19 protein-coding genes are annotated in these 21,205 nt (G+C 63.9%); 2 read left to right on the top strand and 17 right to left on the bottom strand.

The window, feature by feature from the left end:
* Positions 1-34: 34 nt before the first annotated feature.
* The 3 genes from L1F06_RS09195 to L1F06_RS09185 are packed head-to-tail and all read right to left on the bottom strand — an operon-like array spanning position 35 to position 2,040.
* Positions 35-847, bottom strand: a complete 813-nt coding sequence (locus L1F06_RS09195; protein ID WP_003243659.1) for an OmpA family protein — start codon at positions 845-847, stop codon at positions 35-37.
* A complete protein-coding gene (locus L1F06_RS09190; protein ID WP_003243658.1) occupies positions 847-1,197 on the bottom strand; it encodes a DUF4398 domain-containing protein in 351 nt (116 codons plus the stop codon). The genes L1F06_RS09195 and L1F06_RS09190 overlap by 1 nt, the downstream gene beginning before the upstream one ends.
* Positions 1,198-1,206: 9 nt before the next feature.
* Positions 1,207-2,040 (bottom strand): substrate-binding periplasmic protein, encoded by an 834-nt coding sequence (locus tag L1F06_RS09185; RefSeq protein ID WP_003243656.1) that lies wholly within the window; start codon positions 2,038-2,040, stop codon positions 1,207-1,209.
* 115 nt (positions 2,041-2,155) lie between these two features.
* On the opposite strand from L1F06_RS09185, the gene L1F06_RS09180 reads away from it, so the two are divergent.
* A complete protein-coding gene (locus L1F06_RS09180; RefSeq protein WP_129483328.1) occupies positions 2,156-3,085 on the top strand; it encodes an alpha/beta fold hydrolase in 930 nt (309 codons plus the stop codon).
* Between the two features lie 92 nt (positions 3,086-3,177).
* On the opposite strand, the gene L1F06_RS09175 is transcribed toward L1F06_RS09180, so the two are convergent.
* Together L1F06_RS09175 and L1F06_RS09170 are read right to left on the bottom strand one after the other, a co-directional pair.
* On the bottom strand, positions 3,178-4,107 hold the full coding sequence (locus L1F06_RS09175) for an electron transfer flavoprotein subunit alpha/FixB family protein (protein ID WP_003243653.1): 930 nt from the start codon (positions 4,105-4,107) through the stop codon (positions 3,178-3,180).
* Entirely contained in the window at positions 4,108-4,857 is a 750-nt protein-coding gene (locus tag L1F06_RS09170; protein ID WP_024307880.1) for an electron transfer flavoprotein subunit beta/FixA family protein, read from the bottom strand.
* A gap of 323 nt (positions 4,858-5,180) precedes the next feature.
* Here L1F06_RS09170 and L1F06_RS09165 point away from each other — a divergent pair, with 323 nt between their 5' ends.
* Positions 5,181-6,845, top strand: a complete 1,665-nt coding sequence (locus L1F06_RS09165; protein ID WP_252576754.1) for an electron transfer flavoprotein-ubiquinone oxidoreductase — start codon at positions 5,181-5,183, stop codon at positions 6,843-6,845.
* Between the two features lie 126 nt (positions 6,846-6,971).
* Here L1F06_RS09165 and L1F06_RS09160 read toward each other — a convergent pair whose 3' ends face one another.
* The 12 genes from L1F06_RS09160 to asd all read right to left on the bottom strand — a co-directional run bounded on the left by L1F06_RS09160 (position 6,972) and on the right by asd (position 21,194).
* Positions 6,972-7,748, bottom strand: coding sequence for an SDR family oxidoreductase (locus L1F06_RS09160; protein WP_129483536.1), 777 nt, complete (start codon positions 7,746-7,748; stop codon positions 6,972-6,974).
* A gap of 2 nt (positions 7,749-7,750) precedes the next feature.
* Positions 7,751-8,962 carry an O-succinylhomoserine sulfhydrylase gene (locus L1F06_RS09155; protein WP_096826721.1) on the bottom strand — a complete coding sequence of 404 codons (1,212 nt, stop codon included), beginning with the start codon at positions 8,960-8,962 and terminating at the stop codon, positions 7,751-7,753.
* A 103-nt stretch (positions 8,963-9,065) separates the two neighbouring features.
* Positions 9,066-10,574, bottom strand: a complete 1,509-nt coding sequence (purF, locus tag L1F06_RS09150) for an amidophosphoribosyltransferase (RefSeq protein WP_003243643.1) — start codon at positions 10,572-10,574, stop codon at positions 9,066-9,068.
* Between the two features lie 89 nt (positions 10,575-10,663).
* Positions 10,664-11,176: a CvpA family protein gene (locus L1F06_RS09145; protein ID WP_003243640.1), complete on the bottom strand. Its 513-nt coding sequence runs from the start codon at positions 11,174-11,176 to the stop codon at positions 10,664-10,666.
* Positions 11,177-11,530: 354 nt separating this feature from the next.
* A complete protein-coding gene (locus tag L1F06_RS09140) occupies positions 11,531-12,145 on the bottom strand; it encodes an SPOR domain-containing protein (protein ID WP_129483537.1) in 615 nt (204 codons plus the stop codon).
* A 15-nt stretch (positions 12,146-12,160) separates the two neighbouring features.
* Complete coding sequence (gene folC, locus L1F06_RS09135; RefSeq protein WP_129483538.1) at positions 12,161-13,438, bottom strand: bifunctional tetrahydrofolate synthase/dihydrofolate synthase; 1,278 nt, start codon at positions 13,436-13,438, stop codon at positions 12,161-12,163.
* On the bottom strand, positions 13,435-14,319 hold the full coding sequence (gene accD, locus L1F06_RS09130) for an acetyl-CoA carboxylase, carboxyltransferase subunit beta (protein WP_003243635.1): 885 nt from the start codon (positions 14,317-14,319) through the stop codon (positions 13,435-13,437). The genes folC and accD overlap by 4 nt, the downstream gene beginning before the upstream one ends.
* A 116-nt stretch (positions 14,320-14,435) precedes the next feature.
* Positions 14,436-15,089, bottom strand: coding sequence for a phosphoribosylanthranilate isomerase (locus L1F06_RS09125; protein WP_129483539.1), 654 nt, complete (start codon positions 15,087-15,089; stop codon positions 14,436-14,438).
* 24 nt (positions 15,090-15,113) lie between these two features.
* On the bottom strand, positions 15,114-15,977 hold the full coding sequence (gene truA, locus L1F06_RS09120; protein WP_096827759.1) for a tRNA pseudouridine(38-40) synthase TruA: 864 nt from the start codon (positions 15,975-15,977) through the stop codon (positions 15,114-15,116).
* Positions 15,978-15,985: 8 nt separating this feature from the next.
* Positions 15,986-18,775, bottom strand: coding sequence for a motility hub landmark protein FimV (locus L1F06_RS09115; protein WP_129483540.1), 2,790 nt, complete (start codon positions 18,773-18,775; stop codon positions 15,986-15,988).
* A 155-nt stretch (positions 18,776-18,930) separates the two neighbouring features.
* Complete coding sequence (locus L1F06_RS09110) at positions 18,931-19,941, bottom strand: aspartate-semialdehyde dehydrogenase (RefSeq protein WP_129483541.1); 1,011 nt, start codon at positions 19,939-19,941, stop codon at positions 18,931-18,933.
* A 140-nt stretch (positions 19,942-20,081) separates the two neighbouring features.
* Positions 20,082-21,194, bottom strand: a complete 1,113-nt coding sequence (asd, locus tag L1F06_RS09105) for an aspartate-semialdehyde dehydrogenase (protein ID WP_012018946.1) — start codon at positions 21,192-21,194, stop codon at positions 20,082-20,084.
* Positions 21,195-21,205 lie beyond the last annotated feature (11 nt).

Genomic DNA, 21,205 nt, shown 5'->3' with positions numbered 1-21,205 from the left:
CCCGGACACTGCCGGGGTTATCTGCGTATTGCTCTCAGCGTTCCGCGCCGAGCCGCCCTCGCTCGTCGGAAAACACGATCTCGACCCGGCGGTTCTGCGCGCGGCCGCGTGCCGAGGCGTTTTCCGCCACGGGGAAATCCACCCCATAGCCCACTACCTGAATGCGCTTGGCGTCGATCCCCAGATCGACCAGCAGGTCGGCCACGGCCTGGGCGCGTGCGCGCGACAGTTCGAGGTTCTCCTCGGCACTGCCGGTGTTGTCGGTATAGCCCTCGATGCGCACCCGCCGCTGCGGGTTGATCTGCAGGAACTGCACGAGCTTGAGCACGGTGCGGTTGGCTGCGGGCTGCAGGTCGGCGCGCCCGGCGTCGAACAGCATGTCGCCCAGGGTCATCACCAGGCCGCGCTCGGTCTCGCTGGTGGCGAGGCTGACCATCTGCTCTTCCAGCCAGCCATTGTGCTGCTGCACGCTAAGCAGCTTGGCTTCGCGCAGGGTCAGCTGCAGGCGCTGACGCTCCAGTTCCAGCTTGGCGGCCCGCTCCTGATTGAGGCTGCTGTCGCTGTGCTGGCGTGCAATCTCGGCGTAACGCTGGCTGAGATAGGCGTAATGACGTACGTCGGCGCCGCTGCCCCAGTAGCTCGACAGACGCTCGGCGCGCGCCAGCGACTCACCGGCGCGGATCACGTCCTTCGGAGCGGCGCGCAGCACGTTGGGATCTTCCTTCACCGACTGGAAGGAGGCTCGCGCCGCCTCCAGTGCCTGCTCGCTGCCCGGTTGACCGCTGGCACAGCCGCCCAGCACGACACTCGCCAGCAATAACGCAGCAATAGGCTTCACGCTGGTCATCACATGGCCCCCAGTTGCTGGCGCAAACGGCTTATACGCTGGCTCAGTTCCGCCAGCTGTTCGCGCCCCTTGGCATTGAGGTGCTCGGCCTCGGCCAGGCGCGCATCGAGCTCGGCCTGTTCGGCCAGATGTCGGGCCTGCTTGTTCTCGCCGTCCAGTATGGCGGCCTGGGCCTGGGCAAACTTTTCCTCGGCCAGACGCAGAGATTCCGATTGCTCGCCGAGCACACCGAGCGAGCGGGTCTGCGCCAGCGCCTGCTCGGTCAGGCGCAGTTGCTCGGTGGGTGCAGGATCACTGGCGCAGGCGCTCAGGCCCAGCACCAGCAGCACGGGAAGGGTTCGATTGATCACGAAAGTATCCTACTGAGTGACGTCGCCAACCGGGTCAGGCTGCATCTGCTGCGCCTTCCACAGTTCCAGGTTGCGTTGCAGGAACTGCTCCGGCAGCCCGGCGGCGACCAGTTCTGTCATTTTCCGCGCCAGCTGGCCACGCAGCCAGGGCTCGTTGCACGCCGAATTGTGCGACAGGGTGAGGTAGAGGCCTTCGCTGGAAATCGGCGGGTCCAGCACCTCCAGATCGTCGTCCATACCCAGGGTTTCGGCCAGCGCCAGCCCAGGATAGCGTTCGTAGAGCACGTAGTCGGTACGCCCGAGCAAAAGCTTCTGGAACGCCTGGGTCAGGCTGGATACACCCTCGAGGGTCAGGTTCTGCTTGGCGAAGGAATCGAACTGCTGGCCAAAGCTGTTGCCGACCAGCGTGTCGCCGGTCAGGCCCTTGAGATCGACCCAGCTGCCATAGGGGAAGGCCTCGCCCTTGCGCACCCAGACCACGCTGGGGGTAAAGAAGAATGCCGGGTGCACATAATCCATATGTTCCAGGCGCGGCAGGGTGATGAAGGCCCCCGCGATCAGGTCGACGCGACCGGTGCGCACCTCGTCCTGGGCTCGCGACCAGGGGCCGGTGTAGATCACGTCGACCACCACACCGAGTTCCTTGGCCAGGTGTTTGAGCAGATCGGCATTGGCGCCGATCAACTGCTGCGGGTTCTGCGGATCGCGCCACAGGTAGGGGGGATACTCGGGGTTGCCGGTCGCCACCAGACGCTCGCACTTTCCGCTGGCCAAGGCGCCTGCAGGCACCAGCGCAAGCGCGCACCACAGCAACAGGGACTTCAACAGACAACGCTCGGGCATTGGCTACTCTCGGTTCAAGCAGAGATCGGTCAGGATGGGCAGAGCCTTCCGAAAACCTTCCGTGTTCATGCTAGCTTAACGACGCCGCAATAATAATTCGCGATAAGGACGCGCCATGAAAAAACTGCTGCTCGCTTTGCTGCTACTGCTTATCGCCGCCACAGCAATGCTGTACTTCTTTCCCGCCACTCAATTGGCCAGTCTCCGGCTGATAGAGCAACAGCGCGCCGGCCTCAGCCACCAGCAGATACGTGTCCGCGATCTTAACATCCATTACTACCGCGGAGGACCGGCGGACGGCGAAACCCTGGTACTGATCCACGGATTCGCTGCAGACAAGGATAACTGGCTGCGCTTTTCCCGCCACCTTACGGATCGCTATCAGGTCATCGCGCTCGACCTCCCAGGCTTCGGCGACAGCGACCGCCCCGCCGGCAGCTACGACGTCGGCACGCAAGCCGAGCGCCTGGCGAGCATCCTCGAAGCGCTGGGCATCGAACGCGCCCACCTGCTGGGCAATTCCATGGGCGGACATATTGCCGCACTCTACGCTGCGCGCTATCCGCAGCGCACCCAGTCGCTGGCGCTGTTCGATAACGCAGGGGTCGAGGCACCGATCAAGAGCGAGTTCTTCACGCTTCTCGAGCGCGGGCAGGCCAACCCGCTGGTGGTACGCCAAGCCGAGGACTTCCAGCGCCTGCTGCAGTTCGTCTTCGTCGAGCCGCCTTACCTGCCCGAGTCCCTCAAGCGCCATCTGGCCGAACGCTCCATGGCCAACCGCGAGCATTACGAGCAGGTGTTCCAGCAGCTGGTCGAGCGCTACATTCCGCTGGAGCCGGAACTGCCGAAAATCGAGGTGCCGACGCTGCTGCTCTGGGGCGAGCAGGATCGCGTGCTGCACGTATCCAGCATCGAGGTGATGCGTCCGCTGCTACGCCATTCGAGCGTCGCGGTGATGCCCGGCGTGGGCCATGCGCCGATGCTCGAGCGGCCGCAGGAAAGCGCCCTGCTCTACCGGCGTTTTCTGCAGGGGCTGACGCCGTAAGCAAGCGGAGCCTTGCACGCGGCGAAATTTGACCAAGCGCCAATAAAAAACCCGCTCCGAGGAGCGGGTTCTTCTTGTAGCGGAAAAAGTGGTTAGACCAGCTTTTCCAGCTCCGGTACGGCTTCGAACAGGTCGGCGACCAGGCCGTAGTCGGCCACCTGGAAGATCGGCGCCTCCTCGTCCTTGTTGATCGCAACGATCACCTTGGAGTCTTTCATACCGGCCAGGTGCTGGATCGCGCCGGAGATACCAACGGCGATGTACAGCTGCGGCGCAACGATCTTGCCGGTCTGACCGACCTGCATGTCGTTCGGTACGAAGCCAGCGTCGACGGCAGCGCGGGAAGCGCCAACGGCAGCGCCCAGCTTGTCCGCCAGGGCGTACAGGTGCTTGAAGTTGTCGCCATTGCCCATGCCACGGCCGCCGGAAACGACGATCTTGGCAGCGGTCAGTTCCGGACGGTCGGACTTGGCCAGTTCTTCGCCAACGAAGGCGGACTTGCCGGCATCGGCCGGGCCGGAAACGGCTTCAACGGCAGCGCTGCCGCCTTCGGCAGCCGCGGCGTCGAAACCGGTGCTACGCACGGTGATCACTTTGATGGCAGCCGAGGACTGCACGGTGGCGATGGCGTTGCCGGCATAGATCGGACGCTTGAAGGTGTCGGCGCTTTCGACGGCGATGATCTCGGAGATCTGATCGACGTCCAGGGCAGCGGCGACGCGCGGCAGGATGTTCTTGCCGTTGCTGGTGGCGGCAGCCAGGATGTGGCTGTAGCCCTTACCCAGCTCGGCTACCAGCGGCGCGACGTTTTCCGGCAGCTGGTTGGCATAGGCAGCGTTGTCGGCCAGCAGAACCTTGGCCACGCCGGCGATCTTGGCAGCGGCTTCGGCGGCAGCGCCAGCATTGGCACCGGCTACCAGAACGTGAATGTCACCACCGATCTTCTGCGCAGCAGCAACGGTGTTCAGGGTAGCGGCAGCCAGAGCGGCATTGGTGTGTTCAGCGATAACCAGGATAGTCATTTAGATTACCTTCGCCTCGTTCTTCAGTTTCTCGACCAGTTCAGCCACGGACTTGACCTTGATGCCAGCGCTGCGAGCAGCCGGCGCTTCGACTTTCAGGGTCTTGACGGTGGAGGCGGTGGAAACGCCCAGAGCGTCCGGAGTGACGGTTTCCAGCGGCTTCTTCTTGGCCTTCATGATGTTCGGCAGCGACGCGTAGCGCGGCTCGTTCAGACGCAGGTCGGTGGTGACGATCGCCGGCAGGTTCAGCGCAACGGTCTGCAGACCGCCATCGATCTCGCGGGTAACGTTGACCTTGTCGCCAGCGACTTCGACCTTGGAGGCGAAGGTGCCTTGGCCGAAGCCGGTCAGGGCGCCCAGCATCTGGCCGGTCTGGTTGTTGTCGCTGTCGATGGCCTGCTTGCCCATGATCACCAGCTGCGGCTGCTCCTTGTCGACCACTGCCTTGAGCAGCTTGGCCACGGCCAGGGAGTTCAGCTCGTCATTGGACTCGACCAGGATGGCACGGTCGGCACCCAGAGCCAGCGCGGTGCGCAGTTGCTCCTGGGCGGTAGCCGGGCCGATGGTGACGACGACGATTTCGCTCGCCACGCCTTTCTCCTTCAGGCGTACGGCTTCTTCCACGGCGATTTCGCAGAAGGGGTTCATGGACATCTTGACGTTGGCGAGGTCGACGCCGCTGTTGTCCGCCTTGACGCGAACCTTGACGTTGTAGTCAACCACTCGTTTGACAGCTACAAGAACCTTCATGGATTCCTCGTTACTCTCCGGTGAATAAGAATGTCGCCAAGGCGAGCCTGGCCGGTGATGCAAAATCGGCCGCAACCAACCTTTTAGCTCAGACGGCGAGCGCAAAACCGCCCGTATCTTGACCCCGCGGCCTGGCCCGGTCAATACAGCGAACTGGCCGGTCATCCGCGATGTAGTACGATTCTAACAGGCCTACAGAAAATTCAAACAAACGTTTGTATTGGCCCGTCGAGAGGGTGTAGATATAATGCCCACGCCGTGCTTAGGGAGCGAGCCGCGCCTCCCCTATAAAACATCGAAGAGCCTTGAGTAGGAGATAGCCTGTGGAACGCGAATTTATGGAGTTCGACGTCGTCATCGTCGGCGCCGGCCCGTCCGGACTGTCCGCCGCCTGCCGACTGAAGCAGAAAGCCGCAGAAGCGGGCCAGGAGATCAGCGTCTGCGTGGTCGAGAAAGGCTCCGAAGTTGGCGCTCACATCCTCTCCGGTGCGGTGTTCGAACCGCGTGCCCTGACCGAACTCTTCCCCGACTGGAAAGAGCTGGGTGCACCACTCAATACCCCGGTCAAGCGCGATGACATCTACCTGCTGCGCGACGCCGACAAGGCTACCCGAATTCCTGACTTCTTTGTGCCGAAAACCATGCACAACGAAGGCAATTACATCATTTCCCTGGGCAACCTGTGCCGCTGGCTGGCCCAGCAGGCCGAGAACCTGGGCGTGGAGATCTACCCGGGCTTCGCCGCTCAGGAAGCGCTGATCGACGAAAACGGCGTGGTGCGCGGCATCATCACCGGTGATCTGGGCGTCGACCGCGAAGGCAACCCCAAGGAAGGCTACTACACCCCCGGCATGGAACTGCGTGCCAAGTACACCCTGTTCGCCGAAGGCTGCCGTGGCCACATCGGCAAGCAGTTGATCAAGAAGTACAACCTCGACAGCGAAGCCGACGCCCAGCACTACGGCATCGGCATCAAGGAAATCTGGGACATCGACCCGGCCAAGCACGAGCAGGGCTTGGTGGTGCACACCGCCGGCTGGCCGATGGACATCATGGGCACCGAGAACACCGGCGGCTCCTTCCTCTACCACCTGGAGAACAACCAGGTCGTGGTGGGTCTGATCATCGACCTGTCCTACGCCAACCCGCACCTGTCGCCGTTCGACGAGTTCCAGCGCTACAAGCACCATCCGGTGATTGCCCAGTATCTGGAAGGCGGCAAGCGCGTCGCCTATGGCGCTCGCGCCATCTGCAAGGGCGGCATCAACTCGCTGCCGAAGATGGTCTTCCCCGGTGGCGCGCTGATCGGCTGCGACCTCGGTACCCTGAACTTCGCCAAGATCAAGGGCAGCCACACCGCGATGAAGTCCGGCATGCTGGCTGCCGATGCCATCGCCGAAGCCCTGGCGGCCGGCCGCGAAGGTGGCGACGAGCTGACCAACTACGTCGATGGCTTCAAGGCCAGCTGGCTGTACGACGAACTGTTCCGCAGCCGCAACTTCGGTGCGGCCATCCACAAGTACGGCGCCATCATCGGCGGCGGCATCAACTGGCTGGATCAGAACATCTTCGGCGGCAAGGCGCCCTTCACCCTGCACGACAACAAGCCGGATTACGCCTGCCTGAAGCCGGCGGCCGAGTGCGCGAAGATCGCCTACCCGAAACCGGACGGCAAACTGAGCTTCGACAAGCTCTCCTCGGTGTTCCTCTCCAACACCAACCATGAAGAAGAGCAGCCCTGCCACCTGAAGCTCACCGACCCGAGCATCCCGCTGGCGAAGAACCTGCCGCTGTACGACGAACCGGCGCAGCGGTACTGCCCGGCTGGCGTGTACGAAGTGGTGACACAGGAAGACGGCGAGAAGAAGTTCCAGATCAACGCGCAGAACTGCGTGCACTGCAAGACCTGCGACATCAAGGACCCGGCCCAGAACATCACCTGGGTGGCGCCGGAAGGCACCGGTGGCCCGAATTACCCCAACATGTAATTCGGCCACGCATGAAAAAGGCTCCCCCGGGAGCCTTTTTCATTTCTGTTGAATCAGCAGGAGCGAGCTGGGCTAGCGAAGGTTTCAAGACCGCGCTCCGCGAGCAGAGCTCGCTCTCACAGGCATTCAATCCTGATAGATCATCTTGCGGCTCATGCCGCCATCGATGACGAACTCCTGGCCGGTGACGAAACCCGCCGCATCGGACAGCAGCCAGGCGACCTGAGCCGCCACATCTTCCACCGTGCCGACACGGCCGACCGGATGCTGCGCATGATCGAACACCGATAGCGGCTCCAGACGCTGCTGCACAGGATCGCGAGCATCGATCCAGCCCGGGCTGACGCAGTTCACGCGCACCTCCGGCCCGAGACTGACCGCCAGCGCATGAGTGAGCGCAACCAGCCCGCCCTTGCTCGCGGCGTAGGCCTCGCAATTGGCCTCGGACTGACTGGCGCGGGTCGAGGCAATATTGACGATGGCCCCACGATGACCGCGCAGATACGGCGCGCAGTGCTTGGCCAGCAGCATGGCGCCGGTCAAGTTGACCGCCAGCAGACGATTCCAGCGCTTGAGATCGAGCGACTCCAGCGGCGGCGTGTGCGGGTCGGCGATGGCCGCATTGCACACCAGCGCATCGAGGCGGCCGAACTGACCGAGCACCTCGGCGACACCGACGCTTACCTGGTCCTCCTTGGCCACATCCATGGCCACAAACCAGGCGTTATCACCCAGCGCGCGCGCCACTTTCGAGCCACGCTCACGGTCAATATCGGCCAGCACCACCTGCCAGCCTTCGGTGATCAGCCAGGCGCTGATACCCAGACCGATCCCGCGCGCGGCACCGGTGACCAGTGCGACACGCCCGTTGTTGGGCGCACTGTCGTTACCCCACTCGAGCATGCTCAGAGTGCGGCCAGGCCGCGAGCCAGGTCTGCCTTGAGGTCTTCCAGCTCTTCCAGCCCCACGGCAACGCGGATCAGGTTGTCGCGGATACCGGCATTGGCCCGCTCCTGCGGCGTCAGACGACCATGGGAGGTGGTGGCCGGATGAGCGATGGTGGTCTTGGTATCACCCAGGTTGGTGGTGATGGAAATGACACGCGTGGCATCGATCACCTGCCAGGCGGCGTCACGCCCACCCTTGACCTCGAAGCTGACCACCGCACCGAAGGCGCTCTGCTGCCTTTTCGCCAGCTCGTGCTGCGGATGGCTGGGCAGGCCGGCGTAATACACGCGCTCGACCTGCGGCTGCTGCTCCAGCCACAGCGCCAGCTGCAGGGCACTCTCGCTCTGCGCGCGCATGCGGATGCGCAGGGTTTCCAGCCCCTTGAGAAACAGCCAGGCATTGAACGGGCTGAGGGTCGGGCCTGCGGTGCGCAGAAAGCCCACCACTTCCTTCATCTGCTCGCTGCGCCCCGCCACCACGCCGCCGAGGCCGCGGCCCTGACCGTCGATGTACTTGGTGGCCGAGTGCATGACGATATCGGCGCCCAGCTTCAGCGGCTGCTGCAGGGCCGGCGTACAGAAGCAGTTGTCCACCGCCAGCAGCGCACCGCGTGCGTGAGCGATCTGCGCCAGCGCGGCGATATCCACCAGCTCGGCCAGCGGGTTGGACGGCGACTCGACGAACAGCAGCTTGGTATTGGGCTTGAAGGCCGCCTGCCAGGCGTCGAGATCGGCCAGCGGCACGTAATCCACCTCGATGCCGAAGCGCTTGAGGTACTTCTCGAACAGGCTGATGGTGGAGCCGAACACGCTGCGCGACACCAGTACGTGGTCGCCGCCGCTGCACAGGCTCATGACGATGGCGAGGATCGCCGACATGCCGGAAGCGGTCGCCACTGCCTGCTCGGCGCCTTCCAGAGCGGCGATGCGCTCCTCGAAGGTGCGTACGGTGGGGTTGGTGTAGCGCGAGTAGACGTTGCCCGGCACCTCGCCGCCAAAGCGAGCGGCGGCATCGGCGGCGGTGCGGAACACGTAGCTGGAAGTGAGGAACAGCGCCTCGCCGTGCTCGCCCTCGGGCGAGCGGCGCTGGCCGGCGCGCACCGCCAGGGTGTCGAAGCCCACGCCATCCAGATCACTGTCGAGCCGACCGGCATCCCATTCCAGAGTCATATCGCTACCTCACGAAAAGTAGCCCGGATGCAATCCGGGCTACGGACCGGGTGCGCCGTGCGCACCGCCGAAACGGGCAGGACTGCCGCCCTGCCCGCTCGAATCAATTGTTGTACAGATCGATGATCGCGCTGACCGCCTGCGACTTGGCCTTGCTGGCGTCGTTGCGCGCCTGCTCGATCTTGTCCAGATAGGCCTCGTCGACGTCTCCGGTGACGTATTTGCCGTCGAATACCGCGCAGTCGAAGTTGTCGATCTTGATCTTCTTGCTGCCACTGACCGCCTCGATCAGGTCCGGCAGATCCTGGTACACCAGCCAGTCGGCACCGATCAGTTCGCAGACTTCCTCGGTGCTGCGGCCATGGGCGATCAGCTCGTGGGCGCTGGGCATGTCGATGCCGTAGACGTTGGGGTAGCGCACCGCCGGTGCCGCGGAGCAGAAGTAGACGTTCTTCGCCCCGGCCTCGCGAGCCATCTGGATGATCTGCTTGCAGGTGGTGCCGCGCACGATGGAGTCGTCCACCAGCATCACGTTCTTGCCACGGAACTCCAGCTCGATGGCGTTGAGCTTCTGCCGTACGGATTTCTTGCGCGCCGCCTGGCCGGGCATGATGAAGGTACGACCGATGTAGCGGTTCTTCACGAAGCCTTCGCGGAACTTCACGCCCAGGCGGTTGGCCAGCTCCAGCGCGGCGGTACGGCTGGTATCGGGAATCGGGATGACCACGTCGATGTCGTGATCCGGACGCTCGCGCTGGATCTTGTCGGCCAGCTTCTCGCCCATGCGCAGGCGCGCCTTGTACACCGAGATACCGTCCATGATCGAGTCCGGACGCGCCAGGTAGACATGCTCGAAGATGCACGGCGCGTACTTGGGATTCTGTGCGCACTGACGGGTGAACAGCTTGCCTTCCTCGGTGATGTACACCGCCTCACCCGGCGCCAGGTCGCGGATCAGGGTGAAGCCGAGCACGTCCAGCGACACGCTCTCCGAAGCGATCATGTACTCCACGCCTTCGTCGGTGTGGCGCTGACCGAAGACGATCGGGCGAATGCCGTTGGGATCGCGGAAGCCGACGATACCGTAACCGGTGATCATCGCCACCACCGCATAACCGCCCAGGCAGCGTTCGTGCACATGGGTGACCGCGGCAAACACGTCTTCCTCGGTGGGCTGCAGCTTGCCGCGCTGGGCCAGCTCGTGGGCGAACACGTTGAGCAGCACCTCCGAGTCGGAGTTGGTGTTCACGTGACGCAGGTCGGACTCGTAGATTTCCTTGGCCAGGCGCTCGACGTTGGTCAGGTTGCCGTTGTGCGCCAGGGTGATGCCGTAGGGCGAGTTGACGTAAAACGGCTGGGCTTCGGCCGAGCTGGAGCTGCCGGCGGTGGGATAGCGCACGTGGCCGATACCCATGTTGCCCACCAGGCGCTGCATGTGGCGCTGCTGGAACACATCGCGCACCAGGCCGTTGTCCTTGCGCAGGAACAGCCGGCCGTCATGGCTGGTGACGATGCCGGCAGCGTCCTGGCCGCGATGCTGAAGGACGGTGAGCGCGTCATACAGCGCCTGATTGACGTTCGACTTGCCGACGATACCGACGATGCCACACATGTGCCACGACCCCTGCTAGATAGTTCAGGCTAACTTCAGCGCCTGCCACGGCGGTTTGGGCCATGGCGGGCGCTCTGTAATGAGGCGGATCAGCTGGGTGAGCCGATCCCGCCTGGAAACCACTGGCCGGACCACCCCAGAATGAGGTTCTTCGACCAATCGGCGACCATCAGAAAATGCGGCACCAGTTGCGACTGCTGCCACCATGCATCCTGTTCCACCGGCGCCAGGCTGATCAGCCCCACCAGCAGCACCACCAGCAAACCGCCACGAGCGGCGCCGAACACCATGCCGAGAAAACGGTCGGTGCCCGACAAGCCTGTCACGCGGATCAGCTCGCCGATGAGAAAATTGACCAGAGCGCCGACCAGCAAGGTGGCGACGAAAAGAATGGCACAGGCCGCGATCACCCGTGCGGACGGGGTCTCGATGAATTCGACGAGATGCTGGGCCAGCGCGCCGCCGAACATCCAGGCGACGATGCCTGCGATGATCCAGGTCAGCAGCGACAGGGCTTCCTTGACGAAGCCGCGCTTGAGGCTGATCAAACTCGAGACGGCGATGACGGCGATGATCGCCCAATCGACCCAGGTGAATACCACGATGCGGCCTACCAGCGGAAAAGGCGGAGCATTTTAGCAGAGCCCGGCGCATCGGGTAACCGGCCATTGAAAAACGTCGGCGACGACTGCATGGATGCAGGAGGTAGAGCGAAGCAGGAAGCCCGAGCCGAGGCAGCCAGTGCAATACCGATGGTGCCCCGCAAAAACAGGCGAGGAACGGCCGGGTCGCGGGCGACTTTACGAGCTGTAAATGAGCAGTACTCGCTTCGCTCGCCCTCCGGGCCGTACTGAAGCGTTGGCCGCAAGCGGCCTGCCAAAGCTGTCTTGAATGCAGCACTGGCAGCGCAGGTAGTTTTTCGCCGGCTGGTAACCGGGTGTTGCAACGTCCCGCTGTTAACCGGCCTCGGGCTGGAAGCGCACGACGAAACCGTTGAGCTTGTGCTGGCGATTGAGCTGGTCGCGCAGCCGCTCGGCCTCGGCACGCTCGATCAGCGGCCCGACGAATACCCGGTTCATGCCATCGAACGTGCGGATGTAGGCGTTGTAGCCCTGACTACGCAGCGTTTTTTGCAGATTCTCAGCACCGCCACGACTGGACAGGCTGGCCAACTGCACCGACCAACTGATCGGCAGGCTGTTGGGGTCAAGGCGACTTTCGGGTTTGGCCGGCGCACTGGTGACAGCCTGCTCGACCTTGGCCGGCTCAGGCTTGGGCGCCGCGACAGGTGGCGGCTGCACCTTGGTCGGCTCGGGAATCTCCACCAGCTGCGGAGCCTCTTCCCCGACTGGCAGCGGCTCCTCGGGCAGCTCTTCGGGCTCGACGACCTCTGCCGGCTGCACCACTATCTGCGCAGCGGCCGGGGCCTGCGGCATGGGCGGCGCATCGACAACCACACGACGCATCTCGTCCTCGCGCGACAGCAGCATCGGCAGGAAAATCACCGCCAGCGCCACCAGCACCAAAGCACCGACCATGCGCTGCTTGAGTCCCTTGTCCAGCAATGCCATCCCTCTACTCCCCTTTCAAGCTGGGCGGGCCAGCCAGTCCAGGGCCTCGGCCACGCAAAAAAACGATCCGAACAACAGAATCTCGTCACCCGCCGCGGCCTGCTCGCACTGGGCCTCCAGCGCTGCCCGCACGTCAGCATGCTGCGTCACTGCCGCGCCGTAACTCTGCAGATGCGCGGCCAGCTCGCCGGCCGGCCGCGAACGAGGCGTTGCCAGCGGCGCCACGGCCCAGCCGGCAACCTGACTCAACAGTGGCGCGACCACTCCAGGCAGGTCCTTGTCGGCCAGCAAGCCGAACACGGCCCAACGCTTCCCGGCCGGAGGACGCGCCTCCAGACGCTGCGCCAGATAGTCGGCGGCATGGGGATTATGCCCAACATCGAGCAACAGTGTGAGTGACTTGCCTCGCCAATCCAGAGCGCGACGATCCAGACGCCCGGTCACTCGCGTCGCCAGCAGCGCCTGAATGATCTGCTGACGGTCCCAGGGCAACTGCAACAGTGCGTAAGCCTGCAAGGCCAGCGCAGCGTTCTCCATCGGCAGATCGAGCAGCGGTAGCTGCTCCAGCTGCAACACCTGGCCATGGGCATCCAGGCCATACCAGGACCACTGCTGCCCCTGAATGCTCAGGTCGTAGTCGCGCCCGCGCAGGAAGAATGGGGCATCCAGCAACGCGACCTGCTCGAGCAGTGGCTGCGGCGGGTCGAGATCACCACACAGCGCCGGCTTGCCCGCGCGCATGATGCCAGCCTTCTCGAAGGCCACCGACTCGCGGGTATCGCCCAGCCAATCGGCATGATCCAGACCGATACTGGTGATCAGCGCCAGGTCGGCATCCACCAGATTGACCGCATCCAGTCGCCCGCCCAGACCGACCTCCAGCACCACGGCATTCAGGGCCGCGCGCTCGAACAGCCAGAAGGCAGCCAGGGTGCCCATCTCGAAATAGGTCAGGGACGTTTCGCCGCGCGCCGCTTCCACCGCGGCGAAGGCCAGACACAGCTCGGCATCGTCGACTTCGCGGCCATCGATGACCACGCGCTCGTTGTAGCGCAGCAGATGTGGCGAGCTGTAAACGCCAACCTTGCGCCCCTGCGAGCGCAGCAGACTGGCAAGAAAGGCACAGGTAGAGCCCTTGCCGTTGGTGCCGGTAACCGTGATGACCAGCGGCGCCGGCTTGCCCAGGCCGAGGCGCTGCGCCACCTCGCGCGAGCGCTCCAACCCCATGTCGATGGCAGAGGGATGCAACTGCTCGAGGTAGGCGAGCCACTCGCCCAGGCTACGGGTGGTCATGCAGTGACCGGCAGGGCGACCGGAGACGGGCGATTCATCAGCTGCGCCAGCAGGCGCGCCAAACGCGGACGCAGTTCGTTACGCGGGATGATCATGTCAATGGCGCCGTGCTCGAGCAGGAACTCGCTGCGCTGGAAGCCTTCCGGCAGCTTCTCGCGCACGGTCTGCTCGATCACGCGCGGGCCGGCGAAGCCGATCAGTGCCTTCGGCTCGGCCACGATCACGTCGCCGAGCATCGCCAGGCTGGCAGAAACGCCGCCGTAGACCGGGTCGGTCAGCACGGAGATGAAAGGCAGCCCTTCCTCGCGCAGACGCGCCAGGGCGGCCGAGGTCTTGGCCATCTGCATCAGCGAGATCAGCGCCTCCTGCATGCGCGCGCCACCGGAAGCGGAGAAGCACACCAGCGGGCAGCGCTGCTCCAGCGCAACGTTGGCCGCCTGGACGAAACGCTCACCGACGATGGCACCCATGGAGCCGCCCATGAAGGAGAATTCGAAGGCGCAAACGGCGATCGGCATGCCTTCGAGGGTGCCGCTCATGGCGATCAACGCATCCTTCTCGCCGGTCTGCTTCTGCGCGGCTGCCAGACGGTCCTTGTACTTCTTGCTGTCACGGAACTTCAGGCGATCGACCGGCTCGAGATCGGCGCCGATCTCTTCACGGCCGTCCTGGTCGAGGAAGATATCTAGGCGCGCACGCGCGCCGATGCGCATGTGGTGATTGCACTTGGGGCAGACGTCGAGGGTCTTTTCCAGCTCGGGACGATAGAGCACGGCATCGCAGGACGGACACTTGTGCCACAGCCCCTCGGGCACAGAGCTCTTCTTCACCTCGGAACGCATGATCGAGGGAATGAGTTTGTCTACCAACCAGTTGCTCATGCTGTCATTTCTCCATAACCGTTGGTTCGGGCGGGCTGCTCGGCAATCGGCCCCCGCCTCCAGCAATTCAATTCCACCGCTCTCAGCGGCGTGACAGGCTAATGGACGGTCGCGCCTCAGGCGTCGTCACATCCGGCTCTACGCACCGCCCGCACGAACGCGCGAATCTTCTCTGCATCCTTTATGCCCTTGCTGAGCTCGACGCCACCGCTTACGTCCACCGCATAAGGTCGGACCTGGCCAATGGCAGCTGTGACGTTGCCGGCATCCAGGCCGCCGGCGAGGATGATCGGCTTACCCGCCCGCTGCGGCACCAGCGACCAGTCGAACGCCGCCCCGGTGCCACCCGGAATCCCTTCGACAAAGGTATCGAGAAGAATCCCTCGCGCACCGACATAGGGCGCCATCGACGCCGCGACGTCCTCGCCAGGGCGCACCCGCAAGGCCTTGATGTAGGGACGACCGTGGCCCTCGCAGTCTGCCGGCGACTCGTCACCATGAAACTGCAACAGGTCCAGCGGCACCCGCTGCAACAGCTGCTGCAGCTCGGCGCGCGGCATGTCGACGAACAGGCCCACCGTAGTCACGAAGGGCGGCAATGCCTGGATGATCGCCAGCGCCTGCTCGACGCTGATCGCTCGCGGACTTTTCGCGTAGAACACCAGGCCGATGGCATCCGCCCCCGCCTCCACCGCTGCCAGAGCATCCTCGATGCGAGTGATGCCGCAAATCTTGCTGCGCACGACTGTCACGTTCACGCCCCTTGCCATGAAGCAACGGATGGTAGCAAAGGCCTAGCCCTGTCGCACGTCGGCCAGCGCAGAGAGAAAATGCGGCCCCAGGTAACGCTGCGGCAACTCGAACTCCTCCGGGTACTCCACCTGCACCAGATAAAGCCCGTAAGGATGGGCTGTCACCCCACCGCTGCGCCGGTCTGCGCGCTCGAGCACCTCGCGCGCCCACTCGACCGGTCGCTCACCGGCGCCAATGGCCATCAGCACGCCGGCAATATTGCGCACCATGTGATGGAGGAAGGCATTGGCGCGGATATCCAGCACGATGAAGCAGCCATGCTCGATCACCTGCAGATGGTGCACGGTCTTGATCGGCGACTTGGCCTGGCACTGGGTGGCGCGAAAAGCGCTGAAATCATGCGTCCCCACCAGCGCGCGCGCTGCTTCGCGCATTCGCGTCACGTCCAGCGGACGGTGATTCCAGGTCACCTCTTCGGCCATGTGCGCCGGGCGGATCGGATCGTTGTAGATCACATAGCGATAGCGGCGCGCCATGGCGCTGAAACGGGCATGGAAGTGCGCGGGCATGACCCTGGCCCAGGTCACGCTGATGTCCTTGGGCAGGTTCATGTTGGCGCCCATGATCCAGGCATGCAGCGGCCGCTCGACGGCGGTATCGAAATGCACCACCTGGCCACTGGCGTGCACCGATGCGTCGGTGCGGCCGGCGCACATGATGTTGATCGGCTCACCGCCAGCAACCTTGGACAGCGCGCTTTCCAGGCAACCCTGAATAGAAGAGACATTGCCGGCCTGGCGCTGGAAGCCACGGTAACGCGCGCCCTTGTACTCGAGACCCAGGGCGATTCTGGAAAAGCCAGCGGCCGCCATTTCGGCGGCCGCTACAGGTACTACGTCAGACATGGAATCGATCAAACCAGCTTGGCAATCATCTCGCGTGCTTCCTGCTGCTGGGCTTCACTGCCCTCGGCGATCACCTCATCGAGAATGTCGCGTGCACCTTCGGTGTCGCCCATGTCGATGTAGGCACGCGCCAGATCCAGCTTGGTCGCGGTTTCGTCGGTCCCGGAGAGGAAATCGAAGTCGTCGTCACCCTCCAGATCGCTGCCCAGGTCGCCACCCGATGCCAGCGGGGCCACTTCCGGCTCCGGCTGCTCGAGATCGCCAGCCAACTGGTCCAATTCCGCGGTCACTTCGTCCAGCTGCGCAGCGAAACTGTCGGGCTCAGCGACCGGCTGCGCCGGCGCCTCGTCATCCAGCGACAGATCGAAGTCGGCCGGCAGGTCGAGGTCGGCGGCCGGAGCTTCCGACAGATCGAGACCAAGGTCGGCCAGCTCGTCAGCCGGCTGGGCTGCAGGCGTCACATCGTCATCGAGGCTGAGCAGGAAGTCGTCGGACTCTTCGGATGCAGCAGCCGGCTCGTCCAGATCGAGGCTGAAGCCGGAAAGATCCTCAGTCGGCTGAGACAGCTCGACCTTGTCATCATCCAGCGCCAGATCGAAGTCCAGATCGTCGGCAGTGGTGGCTGCCGGGGCGATGGGCTCGTCGACCAGGCCAAAGTCCAGATCGTCATCCAGCGACAGCGCAGCGCTGTCACCCTGTGCGGCCTGCACGTCCCGATCCAGATCGGCCTCGAGATCGTCCAGACTCAGGTCGAAGGCATCGTCCAGATCACCACCGGTTGCCGCCGGCGCTTCGGCGCTCGGCTCATCCAGGCTCAGATCGTCCAGGCTGAACTCACCCAGATCATCGGCAGCTGCTGCAGCAGCAACGCTGCCAGCGCCGACGAAGGCCGCCATGGCCGGATACTTGGACTTCAGCTGCTCGGCCTCGGCATTGACCCCACCGATTTCGCGCAGCTCGTTGTCCTGGCGCGCAAAGCCTTCGCGGTCGCCCAGCTCGGCATAGACTTCCATCAGTTTCAGGCGCAGGTCGCTGCGCTGCGGCTCGTCATTGATGGCGTTCTGCAGCAGCTCGGCAGCCTGATTGAAGCGGCCGTAGGCAATGTAGATGTCCGCCTCGCCGAGGGCGTCGCCGGTCTGGGCGGTAACGCGCTCTTCGCCAGCCGGTGCGGCGGTGGTCGACTCGTCCTCGAGACCAGCGAAACTGTCTTCCGGCATGTCCAGATCGGATGCGAAGGCTTCGTCCTGAGACATCTCCTCCGCCAGCTCTTCCTGCAACTCGGCTTCCTTCATCGCATTACGACGCGACAGGGCCATCAGGCCAACCAGCAACAGCAGCAAAGCGCCGCCACCGGCCAGGCCCAGGGTCATGGGATTGGCCAGCAGATCGTCGATGAAGCTCTGCGGAGCCGGAGCCGGAGCGGGCGCCGGAGCAGCAGGCTTGGCGGGCTCGGCCGGAGCGGACGGTGCAACGACATCAGCCGGCTCATTGGCCGGCTGTTGGGGGGCGGCAGCGGCGCTGTCTTCGACAGGCGCCGCCGGTTCATCGGAGTAGTTGTAGTCCGGAGCCGCCGCCTCTTCGGGCGGCGACACAGGCGGCGTCGGGGTCTGCGCCGCAGGCGGCGCAGTTTCCGGCTCGGCGACTGGAGCCGCGGGCTCCGCAGGCGCTTCGGGCGCAGCGGGCGCAGCTGCCATATCGGCCTGCAACTTGGCCAACTGGCTGTCCTTGAGCTCGATCAGTCGCTGCAGCTTGTCCAGCTGGCTCTGCAGATCGCTGACACGGCTCTGCAGCTCGGCATTTTCACGACGGGTCGAGTCGAGGCTTTCCTGAGTCACCGCCAGCTTGTCGGCCAGGGCCTTGCTGCCTGCTGCTCCGGTATCGCTGCCGCGGGTAGCCTGGCCAGAATCGGCGGCAACCAGCTTCAGGTTGTCGCCCGTCTCGGCAGTTGCCGGCGCGGCGCCCGCAGTAGTGCGGCGGGTGGCATCCAGTTGACGCGAGGCAACGGCGCGACCTTCACGCCAGGCGGCGTTCTGCTCGGCGACCTGGGCGACAGCTTCGGCATTGCTACGACGGCGAATCTGCTGCTCGTCCGGCAGACGCAGCACTTGGCCGCTCTTCATGCGGTTGATGTTGCCGTCAATAAAGGCATCCGGATTCAGATCCTGGATAGCCAGCATGGTCTGATTGACCGAGCCGCCACCAACGCGCTGGGCAATTTCCCACAGGGTGTCGTTGGCCGTGGTTCTGTATTCATTGCCAGCGATGGCACGAGAGGCTGGCGCCGGGGCGGCCGGGCGCGGGGCGGCGGCCGGTGCAGCCGCAGGAGCGGCGGCAGGACGCGGAGCCGGGGCAGCGATCGGCAGTTGCGGCGCAGCGGCCACGGTGGTCTGCGGGGAATAGAGCGGCGGGTCGAGCAGCAGGGTGTATTCGCGCAGCAAGCGACCATTCGGCCAGAGCACTTCCACCAGGAAGTTAAGGTAGGGTTCGCGTACAACCTTGCTCGAAGTGACACGAATCACACTCTTGCCATTGGGCTTGAGTACCGGCGTGAACTTCAGGTCAGTCAGGAAGTACTGACGATCAACCCCTGCCTTGACGAATTCTTCAGGAGACGCGAGGCTGGGAATCACCTCATTGGAGGCCAGGTCGCGCACCTCCAGCAATTCAATTTCCGCTACCAACGGCTGATTCAGCGAGGACTGCAGGGTGACTTCACCCAACCCCAGCGCATGCGCCATACCGGAAGACAGCGCCGAAGCCGCTGCAATTGCCAGCACCAGTTTGCGAACCCGAACCATAGCGTTATCCCTTGTTTTATCTTTTTTCTCGGCATGCGAGAGGGTGTTGATAATTGCTGCCTGCATCCACTCCAAGAGCGGCTCCCCATTCAGCAATCAACTCAGCCAGTATTGCCAAGCTAGAAAGATTCTTCAAATTTCTAGGTAAGTATCTTTTACAGATAGTGTTTTATCAATAACTCCGCTATTTGCACAGCGTTCAGGGCGGCGCCTTTTCGTACATTATCAGACGCAATCCACAAATTGAGTTGCCTTGGATCGCTGATACCCGCACGAACTCGCCCGACGTAGACCTGATCCTGCCCCACCGCATCACCCACTGCTGTCGGGTAGTCGCCCGCCTCCACCAGTTCGATACCCTGAGCACCGTCCAGCAACTGCTGCACTGCAGTGATATCGATATCCGCATCGCCCTGCACGCTGAGCGCCAGGCTGTCGCCGAAGAAAACCGGCACCAGGGCGCAAGTCGCCGCCACCGACAGCGCAGGCAGCCCCAGCAGCTGTCGAATCTCGGCGGCCAGGCGCCTTTCCAGCTCCGCATGCCCCTGTTCATCCACCGCGCCGACCTGCGCCAGCACATTGAAGGCGACCTGCCGGTCCACACCCTTGGGTTCCAGCGGTCGTGCATTGAGCAGTTCGGCCGTCTGCCGCGCCAGTTCCTGCACACCACTGCGCCCCAGCGTCGACATCGACAGCATGGCGGTCAGCTGTAGCTGCTGCGGTTGCAACAAAGGCTTCAACGTGGCGAGCACCAGCGCGCAGGCAACCGCCGAAGGCGTGGGAGCACTGACCTTCCAAGGTTTGGCCAATGCCGGCAGGCCCTCAATGCCAAGCTCGGGCAATACGCAGGGCGCCTGCTCCAGCGGCAGGGCCGAGCTCAGATCGATGAGCGAACAGCCGGCCGCCAGCACAGTCTCGTGATAGGCGCGGGTGACCTCCGCGCCAGCGGCAAAGAACGCCAGTTGCACCTGGGTGAAATCGAAGGCCTCGAGCGACCTGACCCGCACCTGACGACCGCGGAAGGAAAGGCTCTGCCCCGCCGACTCGCTACTGGCCAGCAGATGCAGATCCTTTACCGGAAAGTCGCGCTCTTCGAGCAATTCGACCAGCGCTTCACCGACATTACCGGTGGCGCCGATCAGGGCGATATTGATGGACTGACTCATGGACGAACCTGTGACGCATAGGGAGCGGCACTGTAACTGCGCCCTCTCGCCCAGGCAATCGGCTTGCTCGGGCCATAAAAGACAAAGCCCCTCTGCCGAAGCAGAAGGGCCCTGTTTGACTCCCAATGCCAGCCTCGCGCTTAGCGCTCCAGCAGGATCCGCAGCATGCGACGCAGCGGCTCGGCGGCGCCCCACAGCAGTTGGTCACCGACGGTGAAGGCGCCGAGGTACTGCGAGCCCATGTTGAGCTTGCGCAGGCGGCCGACCGGCACGCTCAGGGTACCGGTAACGGCAGTCGGGCCGAGATCGCGGATGGAGTCTTCGCGGTGGTTCGGCACCAGCTTCACCCAGGGGTTGTGCTGGCTGATCAGGCCTTCGATGTCGGCCATCGGCACATCCTTGTTCAGCTTGATGGTCAGCGCCTGGCTGTGGCAACGCATGGCGCCGATACGCACGCAGATGCCATCGACCGGGATCGGGCTCTTGAAGCGGCCGAGGATCTTGTTGGTTTCGGCCTGGGCCTTCCACTCCTCACGGCTCTGCCCGTTGGGCAGCTCCTTGTCGATGTAGGGGATCAGGCTGCCGGCCAGCGGCACGCCGAAGTTGTCCACCGGGAAGGCCTCGCCGCGCATGGCTTCGGCCACCTTGCGGTCGATGTCGAGAATGGCGCTGGCCGGATCGGCCAGTTCATCGGCGACGGCACCGTTGATCGCGCCCATCTGCTTGATCAGCTCGCGCATGTTCTGCGCACCAGCACCCGAGGCAGCCTGGTAGGTCATGGCGCTCATCCACTCGACCAGACCGGCTTCGTACAGACCGCCGAGGGCCATCAGCATCAGGCTGACGGTGCAGTTGCCGCCGATGTAGTTCTTGGTGCCGGCGTCCAGCGCCTGATCGATGACCTTGCGGTTGACCGGGTCGAGCACGATCACCGCACCATCGTCCATGCGCAGCGACGAGGCGGCATCGATCCAGTAGCCCTGCCAGCCGGCTTCGCGCAGCTTGGGGAAGACTTCGTTGGTGTAGTCGCCGCCCTGACAGGTCAGGATCACGTCCAGGCCTTTCAGGTCTTCGATGCTGTAGGCGTCCTTCAGCGGGGCAATGTCCTTGCCAATGGCAGGACCCTGGCCACCGACATTGGAGGTGGTGAAGAACACCGGCTCGATCAGGTCGAAGTCCCGCTCTTCCAGCATGCGCTGCATGAGCACGGAACCGACCATGCCACGCCAACCGATCAGACCTACACGTTTCATAACGACTACAC

The sequence above is a fragment of the Pseudomonas hydrolytica genome (assembly GCF_021495345.1).
GTDB lineage: Bacteria > Pseudomonadota > Gammaproteobacteria > Pseudomonadales > Pseudomonadaceae > Aquipseudomonas > Aquipseudomonas hydrolytica.
This window is presented reverse-complemented; position numbering and strand designations above follow the sequence as displayed.

Excerpts from the sequence above, each read along its gene's own strand:
- L1F06_RS09195 (WP_003243659.1), bottom strand. The coding sequence starts at position 847 with ATGACCAGCGTGAAGCCTATTGCTGCGTTATTGCTGGCGAGTGTCGTG.
- L1F06_RS09185 (WP_003243656.1), bottom strand. The coding sequence starts at position 2,040 with ATGCCCGAGCGTTGTCTGTTGAAGTCCCTGTTGCTGTGGTGCGCGCTT.
- L1F06_RS09180 (WP_129483328.1), top strand. The coding sequence starts at position 2,156 with ATGAAAAAACTGCTGCTCGCTTTGCTGCTACTGCTTATCGCCGCCACA.
- L1F06_RS09175 (WP_003243653.1), bottom strand. The coding sequence starts at position 4,107 with ATGACTATCCTGGTTATCGCTGAACACACCAATGCCGCTCTGGCTGCC.
- L1F06_RS09170 (WP_024307880.1), bottom strand. The coding sequence starts at position 4,857 with ATGAAGGTTCTTGTAGCTGTCAAACGAGTGGTTGACTACAACGTCAAG.
- L1F06_RS09160 (WP_129483536.1), bottom strand. The coding sequence starts at position 7,748 with ATGCTCGAGTGGGGTAACGACAGTGCGCCCAACAACGGGCGTGTCGCA.
- L1F06_RS09155 (WP_096826721.1), bottom strand. The coding sequence starts at position 8,962 with ATGACTCTGGAATGGGATGCCGGTCGGCTCGACAGTGATCTGGATGGC.
- purF (WP_003243643.1), bottom strand. The coding sequence starts at position 10,574 with ATGTGTGGCATCGTCGGTATCGTCGGCAAGTCGAACGTCAATCAGGCG.
- L1F06_RS09140 (WP_129483537.1), bottom strand. The coding sequence starts at position 12,145 with ATGGCATTGCTGGACAAGGGACTCAAGCAGCGCATGGTCGGTGCTTTG.
- folC (WP_129483538.1), bottom strand. The coding sequence starts at position 13,438 with ATGACCACCCGTAGCCTGGGCGAGTGGCTCGCCTACCTCGAGCAGTTG.
- accD (WP_003243635.1), bottom strand. The coding sequence starts at position 14,319 with ATGAGCAACTGGTTGGTAGACAAACTCATTCCCTCGATCATGCGTTCC.
- L1F06_RS09125 (WP_129483539.1), bottom strand. The coding sequence starts at position 15,089 with ATGGCAAGGGGCGTGAACGTGACAGTCGTGCGCAGCAAGATTTGCGGC.
- truA (WP_096827759.1), bottom strand. The coding sequence starts at position 15,977 with ATGTCTGACGTAGTACCTGTAGCGGCCGCCGAAATGGCGGCCGCTGGC.
- L1F06_RS09115 (WP_129483540.1), bottom strand. The coding sequence starts at position 18,775 with ATGGTTCGGGTTCGCAAACTGGTGCTGGCAATTGCAGCGGCTTCGGCG.
- L1F06_RS09110 (WP_129483541.1), bottom strand. The coding sequence starts at position 19,941 with ATGAGTCAGTCCATCAATATCGCCCTGATCGGCGCCACCGGTAATGTC.
- asd (WP_012018946.1), bottom strand. The coding sequence starts at position 21,194 with ATGAAACGTGTAGGTCTGATCGGTTGGCGTGGCATGGTCGGTTCCGTG.